Origin of the sequence: Mycoplasma anserisalpingitidis (assembly GCF_007858495.1) — a bacterium.
Classification (GTDB): domain Bacteria; phylum Bacillota_I; class Bacilli_A; order Mycoplasmatales; family Metamycoplasmataceae; genus Mycoplasmopsis; species Mycoplasmopsis anserisalpingitidis_A.
Map to the genome: position 1 here is coordinate 158,774 of NZ_CP041663.1, position 17,079 is coordinate 175,852.

2 protein-coding genes are annotated in these 17,079 nt (G+C 25.6%); both read left to right on the forward strand.

Annotated elements, in window-relative coordinates:
• The first annotated feature begins 88 nt into the window (after positions 1-88).
• Positions 89-8,629, forward strand: a complete 8,541-nt coding sequence (locus FOY43_RS00640) for a hypothetical protein (protein ID WP_146308591.1) — start codon at positions 89-91, stop codon at positions 8,627-8,629.
• On the forward strand, positions 8,629-16,983 hold the full coding sequence (locus FOY43_RS00645) for a hypothetical protein (protein ID WP_146308593.1): 8,355 nt from the start codon (positions 8,629-8,631) through the stop codon (positions 16,981-16,983). The genes FOY43_RS00640 and FOY43_RS00645 overlap by 1 nt, the downstream gene beginning before the upstream one ends.
• The last annotated feature ends 96 nt before the right edge of the window (positions 16,984-17,079 follow it).

Genomic DNA, 17,079 nt, shown 5'->3' on the forward strand with positions numbered 1-17,079 from the left:
AGCTCTGAAAAAAGCCTAATTTTTTAATCTTGTATAATATTTAAAATAAATTGCATATATAATATGCGATATTTCGGAGGTGAAAAAAATGGCTATTGAAAAGTTAAGGAAAAATAAAAAAATTATAGCTATTAGTTCTATTTCAGCAGCATCAGCTGCAGCCTTAGGACTTGGTACTTTTACTCTTTTGCTCAATCAAAATGAAAAACAAAAACAAGTTGAAAGATATGAAAGTCCATATGAAGTATTAAAAAGAAAGAAAAATGAGATTTTAGAATATATTAGCTCTAATGGTATTGAAAATACATCTAAAACTTTAATTGATCTGCTTAATCAATGTGAAAAATTATCTTCAAGTCAGTCAACCACTATTGACGAAGTTATTTCATTAGTAAATAAAATTGATTATGAATTAATGTTTGAGAATATAAAGTCAGATATTAGAAAAGAAAATGATATTACTGAATCAATAAATAAACTCAAAGATATGTTTAATGAAAAATATATCAAGGAATCCACTGATAAATTAATAGATCAATATAAAAACAGAATTAATTCAGCTTCAAGCATTGAAGATAAAAATAAATTAGTTGATGAACTTAAGGATTTATTAAAGGATCCATATAAGAATCAAAAAGTAATTACTGAAAAATTACAAAAAGCAATGATTCAAGCTGATAATTTATTAAATAACAATGACATTAAGATTTCTGATGATTTAAGAGAGCAAATTAAAACACTACTAGACAGAATTGATTCAACTAAGAATATGGATGCTAATACTTTAGATATTTTGGCTGATAGATTACTGGAATTACTTGATAAAGCTAAAAAAGATAATGATTCTAAAAAATTAGATCAAATTAAATTTGAAAATAGAGTTAATGAATCTCTTAAAAATTTAGAGAATCAAGAATTAGATCCTACTGAAAAAGAGAAAATTAAACAAGAAATTAATGATTTATTAAATGCTTCTAAAAAAGAACCTAATAAAGATAATTTCTTCTTAAATTATGAAATTCTTAACAAAAATCTTGATGATTTAATTAGTGAATCAACCAATTTTGACAAAAGTGTTGATGAATTGAATGAAATATTCAGCTCATTATTAAATTCAGACTTAAATTTTAGAGAAAATGAAGTTAAAGAAAAACATGCTTATTCTAGAATGATTAATAAATTAAATGAATCAACTAATAGACAAGATAAAAATTCTTTACTTCAAGCAATCAAAGACATTAAACAAAATCAAAATTACATCCTTAGTTTAAGAAGTGAATTTGATAGTACTGAAAAATTTACAAATGATTTAATTGAATCAAAATTACTTGATTCATCTTTTAGTGATATCTTAAAAAATCTTTTACAAAACAATAATATAGAAAATTTAGACGAAAAAGAAGTAAATCAAGTAGTTGAATCAGATCATAAAGAACTTTCTAATTTCTTAGCTACTGTTAAAAATGAAATTTCATTAAATAATGAAATAGTTAGACAGTTAAATGAGTTAAGTGATCTTAAATATAAAAACAAAACACTAAGCTCTAAGAAAATTGATGATTTATACAATGAATTTGATAAGTTAAAAAATAAAGTTGCTACTGATAAAAATTTATACAATGATAAAAGCGATAAGTTTAATGAGCTTAGTGAGCAACTAAGAAACTTACATAAAGAGGAATTAGCTAATTTAATTGATAAAACAAATTCTTTCTTAGATAAAGAATATATTTCTGAATCACTTAAAGATAAAATTAAACAAGCTGTTTTAGTTTCAAAGCCATTCAGTAAAGAAGAATCTCCGGCTACAATAGACCAAATCAAACCTAAAGAAGATTTACTTAGACAATTACTTAAAGAATCTCAAAGACAAGAGAATCATTATATCTTTAATAACAAAGTGGATAATTCTCTTGACAATGCTCTTAATAATTCGAATTTAAATAATTCAACCTCTCAAAATGCTGATAAATATAAAGATAAAATTAACAAATATTTTGAAAATGCAAAAAATGAAATAGATAAAATAAATAATAATGATAATTCTGAAAATGCTGATAAGTTAGTTCAAATAGACAAAATTATTGAAAAATTACAAAAAGCTGAAGAAAATGTAAAAAGTCTAGATGATTATGTTAATTTTGTCGACATGGTAAATGAAGAAATCGAAAAGATTCAAGACCCAGCCCTAAAACAAGCTCTTAAAGATAAAATCAATAAACTTAAAGATATTATTGATGAAAACTATAATGAATTGGATGATTTAGAAAGTGTATCAATAAGTGATATGAAGAAAAAACTTCAAGATGCACTTAATGAATTCCAAGATCTTAAAGAAGTGATTTTAACTAACAGATTATATGAAGATACTCTACAAAAAATTTCATATACATTCATTAACGATAAAGATGGTAGAGAAGACACTCCTATGGAATCTGCATTAAAAAATTCTTTAATGGAATTAAAGGATAAACTTTTAACACTTGAAAAAGATTCTTTAGAATACAATAAAACAGTTTCTGACATCATTGATTTACGTGATAATATTGAAAATGCTAGAGAATTGGAATACAGAAATAATCAACTTAAAAATAATTTAGACAATATTCCTTACTATGATTTTGGTGATTATAAACCTACTTCTGTTATTTCTGATGCTGAAAATACATATTCAAGCACAAAATCATACATAGATAATTTAAAAAATAATCCTTCAGTTTTCTATGAAAATATCCAAGAAATCAAGGATAGAACGGATACAGTAGTTCAAAAAAATGAAAATTTAAATCGTGAAGTAGCACAAGCTTCATTAAGAAATACTGTTAATAAATTAGAGAAAAACAAAACTACTTTAACTGGTGAAGTTTTTGATAAAGTAAATGAATCTATTCAAAATTTAATCAATAATTCAAATCCTTATTTAGATAAATACACATCAAGAAATAGTCAGGAAATCAATGACTATAATTTTGGTATATCAACTAATGTTGAGTTAGCACAAGTATTAAGAGAAGCTCAAGAACAATTAAAATCTCTTCAAGATAAGAAAAAAGATTTTATTGCTGAACAATTAGAAGCTAAAATTCTAAATAACTTAATTAACTCAAGTGACAGTTTTGATACTATTCAAAAGAAAATTAATAATTTACGTGATGAAGTTTCACTTATTAAAGACAAATTGAACTTAGAAGCAAAACTTGAGGAACTTAAAAACGTCTTCCCTACTAAAGAAGATTCAGAATATAGAAAAATTTATGATGAAGCAATTACTGACTTTAGTAAAAAGTACAATGACTATTTTGAACAATACAAAAGTGTAACTGATAATAGTAGCAACATTAGAAGTATTGAATTTGATGTTATTAAAGCTATAGAAGATGCTAAAAGACAGAAAGAAAATCTTGATGAATCTTGAGATTCATTAGTTGAAAAAATTAAAAAAGAATTTGCTAATAAGGAACTTTTAAGTTCAGATATTGATAATTTCAACGATGCAAATATTGAGACATTAAAAAATGAATTCAATAATGTTATTAGTAATGTGAATTATCCAACTTCTGAATTTGGTGACCTAGTTGAAATTAGAGATCAAATTGATTATACATTTAATAAAGATAAATTCAACACTCAAGTTAATTCAGACTTAAAAACTCTTGAATCTATAAGTAAGACAGATCCTAAGGCACTACCAACTTTTAATGATATAAAAAACACCATTGATAGATTAAAAGAACAAGTTAATAATTTACAATTGCCTAATTTTGATGATTTCTGTTCAAAAACCGAAGAATTTTGTAATAATGCTGAATATAAAAAACAAATTCGTGAAGCTAATGCTAAATTAGTTGAATTTACTGATATTGCTAAGGATATTCAACCTTATACCGAAATAGTAAAAGAGTTACTTGACAGAATTGAAGTATTAGATAAAAATGCTAATTCAGGAATTAAATCTGATTCACTTAAACAAGCTCTTGAAAATAATAAAATCTTCGAGCTTGATAATTTACTTAAAGACAGTGAAGGAAATCCAATTCAAGTTTTAGATTCAATCACAAATACCTTAAGAGATAAAACTTTCAGCGATTTAACTAAATCTAAAATTATTAATGATATTAGAATCAAACGTGAAGCATTATCCAAAGCTTTAGAAGATTCTAAATCATTCCAAGACAGAAAAATCGACTTACTTGAAAAATTAAAACAATTCAAAACTGTCGAAAATGATGAACTTAAGGGTAATGCAACTAAACATGATCCAAGTTTTGGACCAATATTTAATGCTACACTTGATAAATTAAAAGAAAAAATCACAGCTGTTCAATTAGAGTATAACAGTGACGGAACAGAAAATACTTCAGACTTAGAGGTTAAAAAAGCTGAACTTAATAAATTATCATCTGAATTAACTAGACTTAAAGATGCTTCACAAAAATTGAATGAAGCTTCAAGATCTGTTAAAAATGCTCAAGAAGCTATTACTAAAGTTAATACTTCTTCTGAAATTCAAAATAAACTTAAAGGTGTATTAGAAAGCTTAATTACAGATCAACAAAATCGCTACAATTACGATGGTGTAAGCTATGTTGTTGGAGGTAAAGAACAAAATCCATTTGATAGCGAAACTATCTCAAATAATATAGCTAAAATAAATGATTTAATTGATGTATTAAGTAAAATTCAAGAATTTGACACTAAATATACTAAACTTACTACAGAAAAACTTACTGATGCTAACTTTACACTTTCAACTGTTTTAACAACGAATGAATCATTGAATTCAACAAATGCAAATAGCAATATAAAAGAATATTTAAACAATATCAAGAAGGAAATGGATACTGAAGTTAATGTTGATCCTTCTACTGGTACAATCAACTCATCTAAAGTATTTGATTTAACACACAAATTAAGTTCTTTAGAATTATTGGTTGATGAAATTATTGCAAAAATTGAAAAATATAATGAAATAAAAACTCTAAGTGAAGGTAATTCACTTGAACAACGCGAAAGAGATATGCATCTTTGAAGTGCTAAATATCTTGGTGATTCAATTGTGCGTGCAGCAACAATTACTAATGAAACTAAAACTTATGAAAAAGTAACCTTGGATGATCTTAAAACCGCTAGATTTACCTTAATAAGCAATTATAGTATGAAAGAAAGAGTTTACCAAGAAAGAAAAGAAAAACTTAACTTACTTAAAACTCAACTTAATGATATTAAGACAACACTTAATGATCCAATTTATTCAGAAGTTAAAAATGATCATAAAGGTTTATTAACTTTATTAAATGAACAATATGAAGTTTATTTAAATAATATTGCTTATGCAGGTGACTTAAAATCAGAAAATAATATTTCAACTTACACTTTTGAACAAATTGTTTCTGAACAAGTTAATTCATTACTTGAAAACTTCCTAAATATTGGTAAAGATGCTACAGCTATTTATGATCAACTTGATAGATATAAGAGTAGTGCTGATTTAATTAATTCTCTTGAAGCAACTGATTCAAAATTTAGTAAATTACTTGAACAAAAATTCCAATCAGTTGAGCAAATTAAATGATTTACAGACAGAACTAAAGAATTGATTAATGAAAACAAAAACCTTTGAGTAGTAAATACAGATGCAGGTAAATTGAATATTAAACGTCAAGAATTAGCCAACTTTATTCTAAGAATGGATTTATTATTCTCATATTCAGTAGCACGTGAAAGACTTGAGTCTTATACAGATGATAAGTTAACTAGTGGAGAATTAGCACCATTAAAAGGTATTATTGAAAACTTAATTTTAGAACTTAAAGCCGATGAAGAACCTCACTCAGAAAAATACTATGAAAAACTTAAAGTTAAATATTTAACAGGTAATGGAGAATATTCGCTTTCAAGAGCTGAATTTAACTCGCTTAATTTACACAAAGCCATTGTTAAAGCTCAGGCAGAGTGAGATGAATATCAAAGATTTATTGGAGATGTAAATAATCATAGAAGCGAAACAGAAAAAATGGTTCAATTATATAATGAACTTTCTAGGTTATTAGCTCAAGCTAAAGAAAATATTTCTAACCCAAGTGAAGTTTATCCATTCACAAGTGGTGCAACTACTAATAAACGTCATGAAGAGATGAAAGAAAAACTTTTTGATTTAATCGACAACTCATTTGATGGTATTTTAGTTGAACTTAAAAATCAAAAATTCTCTGAATTAAAAGATCTACTTAAAGAAGCTAATGATGTAAAGACATTCATGACTACTAATTATTCTAATGTTCAAAATTCACCTGAATTAGCTGATTACAGCGATGTTGCTATTACTGCTTTAGAAAATATCACTAAAAATAATTCAATTACTGAAATGAACAATGCTATTATTGCTGCTCAAGGCAAAATTAAAGAACAAAAAGATAAAATCATTAAATATGAAATTGAGCAAACTAAAGCGACAAATGCTAAAGTTCAAAAATATATTGATTTATTTAACTCAGATCCTAAATATTCTCAAGTTACAAAAATTCCAAGTCAAACTCTTGTAAACTTAAAAGATAAAAATGATAAATTGACTTCAATTATTTCATCAAAACCTACAGAAGAGAACTATAAGAATTTCATAAGCTATATTAATTCGGAAATTAAAAGATCATTTACCGAAGTTGAACAAGCCTACATTTCATTTAAGACTACGACAACATTTAACTTAAAAGACTCAAAAAATAGTTTTACATTATTCAATACTGAAATTACAAATAGTTCAAATGTTTCAAGTATTATTTCATCTCTTACAAAATTAGGATTTAATAGTGACTTAGAATCTAAAATTAGAGAATTTACTGATAGTTTTAATACATTAACAACATTTGCAACAGATACTATCCTTGATGAAACTGATAATGTTGAAATTACATATAATGCTTACAAAGAATATGCTGACAAAGTTTATGAAGTTCTAGGAAAATACCAAAACTTATTATTCAAAGAAACAAATAATATAAAAGATAAACTAGATACATACTTTGATGCACGTAAAGATGTTAATAAATATCTTGAAACAATTCGTGCTAATGCTGATGATATTACTAACTTTGCTGAAATTATCAAATCTTACGATATTCAAATTTCTTCAGTAAAAGCAATCAAAGATATTTTTGAAAATAGTTTAACTGAAAACACTTCTGACACTATTACTGAACAAATTCATAATATTAAAAATGCTTATAATTCTTTAATTAAACTTACAGAATGAATCAAGAGTTCAACTAACCTTGAACAAGCGTTTAGTTACTTATATAAACCAAATGAAAATGATGCATCTAAATCTAATTATTTATATATTCAAGCCCGTACAGACTTTGAAGATAGTGAGTTTATTTCTGAAAACTTCATAGCTGAAGTTAAAAGACAAACTGAAGAAACATTAACTTTAAATGGAAAAAGTTATAACGGAATCTTATTAAACTCTAATGATGCTTTATTAAATTACTTTAGTGAACATACGATTCTTAAAAACAATGAAAACAAAAAGATATTTAATGAAGATAATATTAAAGTTTACTTAATCAAACCAACTGGAAGTGCAAACTATTTTGAACAAGTGTTCCAAGCTAATCCAAGTTTTAAAAACTTAAGATACAGTCTTGCTTATGTTTACACTAATCCTAACAAAAATGATCCAAGTAATGCATACAAAGATATTCCTGATATAGCATATGTTTTCAATAATATTGAAACTCCATTTATGACACAAAAATATGCTAAATTTGGACTAGATAAATTTAAATATATATATGGTTGATCATTTGGTGACAAAGATTATGGTTATGGACCTACAAACTGAAGTAATAGTGACTTTGAAAAAAGATATGTTTTTGACTATTCAAACGCTGGTTGAACTTCTTCAAATGCTTTAATCAATATACAAGATGCTCTCACTCGTGGTTCAATTGAAATTATGAAAGAGACTAATAAACCTTACGTTCTTCATGATTGAGATGAAAGTGATGGTGAAAGTTTAAACACAGCAAAAGACTTAAAAATATCAGCAAAAATCAATGATAATATTTCAATTAATTCTAGAACTTTCTTCTCTTTAAGGGATTGAACATTCTATAGTTTCTATAACTTTGACAACTATGGTGATCATGCTTGATTCCCTAACTGTGTAGTAATTCCTATGTATAGTAAAGCTTCTAATGGCGGTCAAGCAATTGCATTCTTAGTAATTAGATTTGAATATGAACTTAGTTCAGGAAAAGATTCAACAAATAAATTCGCTACTGGATTTTATCTTAATCAATCAGTTTGAGAAGGTTGTTCAACATCTGTAGTTTATGCTAATGATATCAATGATCCAAAATATACAATTTTATCATCAGACTCACGTGAAGTCGCAAACAAAAAAATTACAGATTTTGCTAATGAAATTATGTCTAAAAATAATACAAAATACTTCTACCCAGAAACTAGCGGTCAAATGAAGAAATTTATTTATGATACCTCTAAATTAACTTGAAAATTCAGCACTCAAGGTGATAGACCACTTGCGAGTCAAACCAGCTTAATGAATACTTATCTTAAACAATTTGACTTCAAACTTAGATTAAATGAAGAAAAAGGAGAAGAATAATGTCTAATAACAAAAAATTAAAAGTAATTTCTACTTCAACAATTATCGCAGGTTCGCTAGCTTCAGTTCTTGGACTTAGTGTTGTTTCAGCATTACACTCTAAAACTTCTTCATCTGAAACATCTATAAAAGTCATAATTAAAGATATTATTTTTAACATAGATAATTCAACAATTATCAAAAATAAAGATATTCTTAAACAATTTGAAGACTTATTAAACAAAATTGATGATAATAATTCAGACATTAACGATAATTTTGACTCAATTACAAACTCAAGTACAAACTTACTTGATGATTTAATAAATAATTGACCTTCAAAATTATCTAAAGAACAAGCTGAACATTTAGGTAATATTTTAGAAAACTTATCTAGTTTTATCTCTGAAAACGATCTAAGAAATGAATTTAAGAATAAAACTACTTCATTAATTAAAAATATTGTTAATAATTCTCAAAGTGAGACTACTAGCGAAGAAGCTAAAAAAGATTTAATCGAGTTTAAAACCTTATTCTTAAGTCAAATAGAAAAACAAAAAATATTATTTGAACCATACATTAACTTTATTAACCAAATAATTGGTATCGAAGAAAATAAACTTGAATTAAATCAAAATAACAAAATTTATTATGATTACAGAGATTTAATTCTTTCTAAAGAGTTAAACTTAAATACTCTAGAGACTCTTAAACAACAAATTGCTATTTACAATACTTCAGAAAATAATTTAACTAAGTTTAATAAATTGAAAAATTCAATTGATTCTTTACTTGCTCAAAATAAAGAACTTGAAGAAAATCCTAATTCTGAATTAGTTAGTGAAGTAGAAAAAGAACTAGAAAATAATGTTTCAATTGAAAAACTTGAACTAATTGAAAAATTATTACAAAATAACTTAACTAATTACAGTGATTTACGTAAAACCTTAGATCAAGTTAAAAGTTCTTTTAAAGATGTTATTAACTCAAATTCTTTAACTGTTCTTAAAGATAAATTTAACTCTATTGAAAATACTAATTTAGAAGATGTTGAAAAATTCTCGTCTATCGATGAAATAACTAAAGCTAAAAATAATTATCTTGATGATTTAGCAGTTTTTGAATACGCTGAAAAAATTCATTCAGAAATTAACCAATATTTAGATAAAGTTATAGCTAATTTAGATATTTCTAATTCTGATTATGAAAACTTAAAACAATTAAATAAATTAGATAATTTCACAAAAATTAATAGTGTTGATGAACTTAAAGAATACACTGAAGAACTTGAAAAAACATTCAAAAGTATCAAATTCAACACTATTACAACAGATAAATTAACTGATCAATTACTTCAAGACTTAGAATTCTTTAATAATAATCCATTAAAAACTACTCAAAGTGAATTAAATAACGCTTTAATTTCAGAAAAATTAAATTCATTACAAAATTCAAGCGAATTTGATTCCTTAACTACTAATGTTTATGCAAAACTTCTTGAAGAACAACTAAGACAAAATTCAAAAGCACTTTTATCTGAACTTGAAGAAAAAGCACTCGCTTCAAAAAATGAGTTAGATAAATATAATGATGCTACTTCAAAAGAATTGATAAAGTTCATTGAAGAAATCATTGTAAATTCAGAAAAACTTAGCTCAGTTTACGCTCCATCTACAACAAGTCAAATTAAGGACTTTATTAATAATTTTAACTTTATTAATGTTGTTGATGAGTTTGCTAAAGCTAATAGTGACACACTTATTCAAAATGATAAAGTAAGTAGTTATGCTGATCAAATTTTTCCATCTAATAAAGATAGAAAAGATCCATTTTACATTAATTCAAAAGCTGAATTAGAAAATATTAAAAATTATCTTGATTCACTAAAAAATCAGTTAGATAGTTTAAATGACCCTGAAAAAGCAAAACAAATTATTGATGATATTAAAAAAGCTCAAGAACATCAAAAAAATATTTTAGATAACCTCGAGAAAAGAAAAGTTGTTAAAGATTTAATCAAGGATTTTGACATTAACGAAAACTTAATGGATGATTTATTAGATGTAATTGATAAAATTTCACCTAAACTTGATCAACTTAAAAAAGAACTTGATGATTTAAATACTAAACTTCAAAATCCTAATTTAACTCCTGAAGAAACTAAAGATTTGATTAATAAAACTGAAGAAAAAATTAAAGAGCACCATGATTTAATTAATGATGCAATAATTAATAATTCAATTGATAAAACTAAAGAATTTATTGATTCTAAATACCCTGATGATGGTAATAGAGACAATGACTCTGAAGTTGAAAAGTCTCTTAGAGATCAATTTGATAAAATCAAAGAAGAAATTAGAAGACCTAATCTTCCTAATAATGAAAGAGATAAATTAATTGATGAATTCGAAGAACTTAAAGCTACAACTAATTCAATTAAAAGTTTAGAAGATGCTAAAGCTAAATTAGAAGCTGCTATTAGCAATGCAAAAAGTTCTTCACATGATAAATTCACTGATATGCGTCTTGAATCAGGCGAAAGAACTCTTGAACAAATCAACGAATTATTAAAAGCATTCAATTCTCAAACTAAACCAACAATCAACCAAATTGATGATATGGCTGATTTAGCACTAAAACAAGCCGATTTAATTGATTTAGCCCTTAAACAAGATAGAGTTATTTTAGCTAATAAGGAACTACAATCTAAAAAGTTAAATACAGATAATAAAGATTATGAAGCTATAAAAGATGCTTACAATCAAATTTATGCTTACGCAAATGAAAAAGCTAAATCCGCTGACTTAGATGAAATTAATAAAGCAGTTTCAAAACTTGAACAATTAAATAAATTAGCTCCATGATTAAATAAACTTTTTGAATTCTCTCAAGATATTAAACCTAATGAAGATGGTTCGAATAAAGAATTCGAAGTTCTTTACAATCAAGCTGTAAAATTACTCGATAAAGTAAACTTAAACACTAATAAGAGTGATTCACAAATTGGAGAAACTATTGAAGAAATTAAGAATAATCTTCAAGTTTTCGAACTTAAAAAGCAACTTTATGACCAAAATAAAAAATTAGATGAAATTCTTAATGAAAAACAAAAAGAACAAGCATTATATGATGATGTAAAGCGTGAAATTGAAAGTAAAAAAGAATATAATGAGCAATTAATTAACTCACCTTATGAAACCACTACTTCAATTAACTCTGCAATTTTAGATTCAGAGAAAAAATATAATGAATTAGTCAATAAACGTGACTTAAACACAAAAACTTTTGACGAAAAAGTTGACGAAATTGAAGCTAGAATAGCTCAAATCCAAAAAGAAATTAGTGAATCTAAAAAACCTGAACAATTTAATAGTTTTAATAAATCTAAGGATAAATTCGAAGCTGAAGTTTATGAAGATATAAACAAAACAATCAATAATTACGATATGACTTTAAATAAATTAAATGATTACTTAAAAGACATTAATCGTAGTTATGAAAAAGACAAAGCACTTGTCGCTATTCAAGAACTCAAAGACTTTATAGACACTTCTAAAGCAAGTGGAGAATTATCAAAAAATAGTGATATTGATAATGAACTTAAGGTTTACGAATCATTTAATAATTTAGTTACATTCTTAACAGAAGAAGTGAATTCTAATCCTGCTGCTAACTATGAAGAAATTATCACCAAAGCAAAAAATGGACTTGATTTAGCAAATTATGAAATCGACAAAGTTCTTAAGTCAATTTCAACATTATCTAAGAGAGATGATAATGTAAATGGTTATGATAATCTTAAAAATGCTCTTAAAGAGAATTTACCTGAAAGCCCATATAGTAAATTAGAGTCAAAATTAAATAAAATCAAAGATTTAGTTGAAAGCATTTTAGGTTTAGAAGACTATAGAACTATTGTTGCTGATTTAATTGGTGAAAATGGTTCAACAGCTGATAATCCTAACCATGATGAAACTAAATATACTGGTAAATATAAAGAAGTTCTTGATAAATTTAAACAGTTTGATTCAGAAAATAAACCTATTATTGATCAAGAAATCTTCAATAAATTAAAAGAAGTATTAAATAATAAAAAACAAGAAAATATTGATGCAAAAACAAAAAATGATATTAGAAAAATTCAAGACTATATCGATGAGCGTTTTAGCAATAATCGTTTAACTGCTCTTGAAGAATTAGGAAAACAAGTTCAAAAGAGCCTTAACATTATTGAAGAAATAGAAGCTGAACAAAACCCAACTGTTAAAGAGTTTTTAGATAGATTTGTGCCTTCGATTGAGAAAAATATTAATGATTCACGTGAATTATATGACTCTAGTGTAAGTGCAGATGAAATCAATAGACGTGTTGCTGTTCTTAAAGAAAGTTTAGAAACAATTGAATATGCTAAAAAAATAGCTCAAAAGGTTGATACTTTAAGTAAAAATATTGGTTTTGATCATCAAAATTCAGCAAGTTTAACCAATAAAGATAAAATCAATTACTTCAGTCTCGATGGAATCAGTGGTGATACAAAAAATGATCAATGAAATAACTGATTAACTGCTATTTTAAATAATTACTACCTTAACAGTGGAAACTCTAAAGCTAGAGAAAATTATGATTCAGTAGTTAGCTTATTAAACAAAACTGAAATTTTATTCAAGAAACAAAAAACTGTTTCAGGCATCATTCAATCAAGATATGATTCAGCAAACCAAGTAAATGGTTTTGATGGTAACGCAACTGATGCAGTGTACTTGATTGATTTCCTTTGAAAATCTGTCCCAGCAGAATATTCTTCAAAAGATAGTGATCCAAAAATTTGAGAGATATTTATTGATGAACAAACTAAGGTACTTGATGAAGCTATATTGCTTGAAAACAAAAATAATACAGCCAGAAATGAAATTAATGATTTAATCAATAGATTTAAATCAGATAAAGACAGTATTTTTGGAACAAGTGATTACATTAAATTACACAAAGAACTTACTTCAAGAATTGAAACATTAGATGAATTAAATAAAAATAATCTTGAATATGAAGAATTTGAAAAAATTCGCTCTGATGTACAAGATTTAATTGATATTGAGGAAAAAATTAAATTCTTAGCAGATAGAATTAATGATGCCAATAAAGCTATTAAGCAAATTGAATTTAATTCTGATGAAGATAAAGATGTTTCTAAGGACGAAGAAGTTACAAAAAATATTCAAGAAATCAAAGATAATATCTTAAACTTTGAAAACAAATATAAAACATATAACTCTATCGAGAAACAAGAGGGTAAAGTTGATATTGATAGTGATATTAAATTACTTAATTCACTTTTAGTTGAATTAGAATATAAAGCTAACAAAGCTGAATTTAAGAATGAATTATTACAAAACTTAGTTTTAGATAAAAAAGAAAAAGATGTTATTTCCGCTTTACTCGAACAAACTCAAGTTGAATTTGACAAAACAGATAAAACTTATGAACAATATATTGAAATTTATAAGAAATATTTCTTAAAGAAAAAAGATCGTCCTGAATATGGAAATATTGATCCTGAGAATAATCTTTATAGTATTTTGCAAAGTGCTGTAACTCTTAAAGAAAAAGTCCAAGAAGCTGAAATTCTTTCACTTTATGAAATTAAGGATCCTACTTCACTTATTGACTCTAAAGAAGGTGAAAATAACACCAAAAAGGCTTATGCAGAGCTAAATAGCGCTATAACATTAGCTAAAAATATTTTGATGCAACCTAAAAACGATTCAACTGAAACTACTAAAGTTGAGATTGGTAAACAACTTGAATCAAAAGTTATTAAATTGATGAATGCTAAATCTGCTGATATTGATAGATTTAAGACACTTGCACAAAATATTTTAGATTATGTTAAGACAGAAAACAAAGAAGTCATACTAAATGCTGAATTTAATAAAAAAACTATTGAATTATTAGATGAAACTAAAGCTAAATTTGAAATCGCAATTAATAATAGAAATAACAATACTGTCGATAGTGAAGATATTTCAATTGATCAAGTAAACTTAAAACTTAAAGAAGTTTATAAAGAAGTTCAAAACCAAACTAAATTATTATTTGAATCATATCGTGAAGATCTTGTAAACACTAGAGATAAAGTTCAAAACTACATAAATGACTTCAGTAATTCAAATACTAGAGTTGCTGCTGAAGTAATAGCAAGTACTTATAATAAAATGAACACTGAAATTAATAATAGTAAAACTTCTTCAACTCTTAAAACTTTTAGTACAGAAGAAATTATTAATTTTGAAAATACTATTAATACTAAATTTAAGTCTCACATTAGCAATCTTGAAACTTCTTTAGAAAACTTTGTAAATGAATTTGTAACTGGTACTAAGAAATATTTAGCAACCGATACTGGTTTATTCAATAAATTTGACCAATTTATATCACCATATGTAAATAATACTGTTACTGATAAAACTGATTTATTTATCAATTCTGAATTTACTAAATCTATTTCTGAATATACAAATAATTTCAAAGTTAAATTAAATGCTATATTAACTAAATATGATCAAGTTTTAACTTCAAATGATTCAAGTTACTTATCTACTTTTGGAATTGAATTTACAGAAGTTCGTGAATCATACTTTAGTTTAATTACTAGCTTAAAAGAAGAAAGCACTAGATTTGTTTCACCTCAATTTAGAGGGGATTTACATGAAATTCTTAGTGAAATGAGTTCTGAACCTACAAGTAGTGGTTTTGCTAAAGTTAAAACTAAATATCAAAGCGAAATTGATAAAATTAATAACATTTTAGTAAATATTAGTAATACTTCAACTGATATTGATTCTGCTATTAATAATTTAACAAGTGTCTTTAGCAATATTCATGAACTTTATACATGAACAAATGTTGAAGAAAATAATAAGTTATTCTTCGATTATCTTGATTGAAATATCGATAATACTCAAAGATATCAGTATATCAAACCTAAAGAACAAGCAAGAAAAAATGAATTCTTAGATAATATTAAACTTATAAAACCTAAAGATGTAAACATAAATGAAGTAGATATTACCGAATCAAATATTTTCTTAAATCTTTTTGATGAATTTGCATTCACTAAACTTGGTATCAAAAATCAAGAATCATTATTTAACATTAACAATGTAAGAGTATCTTTAGTTAAAGATGGAACTGAATGAACTAAAGTTACTACTAATTCAACAGACATTGCAGACCGTAAACAAGTAGTGCAATTTAAGTTAAAATACGTTTATACTCCAAATAATTTATCTAAATTTAAAAATCAAGAGGTTATTAGTGTAACTAAAAACGTAAAAATCGCATTTAATACCGTTAATGATATTACAATTCCTTCTGGAACATCCAACTTATTCTACCAAGAAAAAGATGGTCAACTTGTTTATGGTCAAGATGCTAAGGTTGAAGTTCTTGATTTAGCTTCATCAGGACTAATGGATGTAAGCGAGTCAAGAAATAATCCAGTTCAATTTGTATATAATAGATTTAAATCTAATGTTTTAGATAATAAGGAAAAATTAATTATCACTCCAGAAATTAGAAATAATTCAGCATACACTAATTCTGAATTAGCTTATATGGTAGATATTCAAACTCAAACTAATAACAGTTTAGACCAAAACGTATCTGCTGCAGCACAATTTGATAAACGTTATACTATTATTTTTGGTGATGATAGTGACCAAAGTATTAATATTATTAACGTTATACCTGGAAGTTTTGATAGTACTAATAGTAATGAAAATTCTTGATTTGATACAAGTAAAGGTGCACTTCTTGATAGAAATGATATCACCAAATTAATGCCAAATGCCTTAGTGAATTACGTTAAAATTAAGCTTTCAAATGATGATAGCAAAATGTATGCTCACATAGATCATTTACAAAATTCATACCTTTCTAAGGTTTATAATTTCGATTGAACTAAAGCTGATAATTTTGATATTTATCAACCTGTTGATCCAAGTACTACAAGAGCAACTGGAAGCAATAGAGTGGTTTGAGAACCTGAAAAATTCGTAGAATATGTAGTAGCAAATTACAAAGATGTGTTATATAACCAAACTGCAAAACGTCTTTATACAACACAAAAAGATGGAAATTTTGGAACAGATTATACTAAACCATTAATTAAATCTAATATTGTAATCTTACCTACAGACAATAGATCAGAAGCTAAATTGCTTCAAGAAAAACCACCTCTTCACAAGAATTTTAACTACCGTTCCGGAGCTATTTATATCTCTAAAGGTGTATTGAATGCAGATTTAACTGTTAACCAAGCAGCCGTAATCTATAACTCAGGAATTGAAAACTTCAAAATTAATTTTAGAAAATAGCACTAAGTTGTAAATTATTAAACTTCATCAATGAAAGTTAATAAAAATCGTAAAAAAGAACAGTCATACAACAATTGTTGCATGACTGTTTTATAT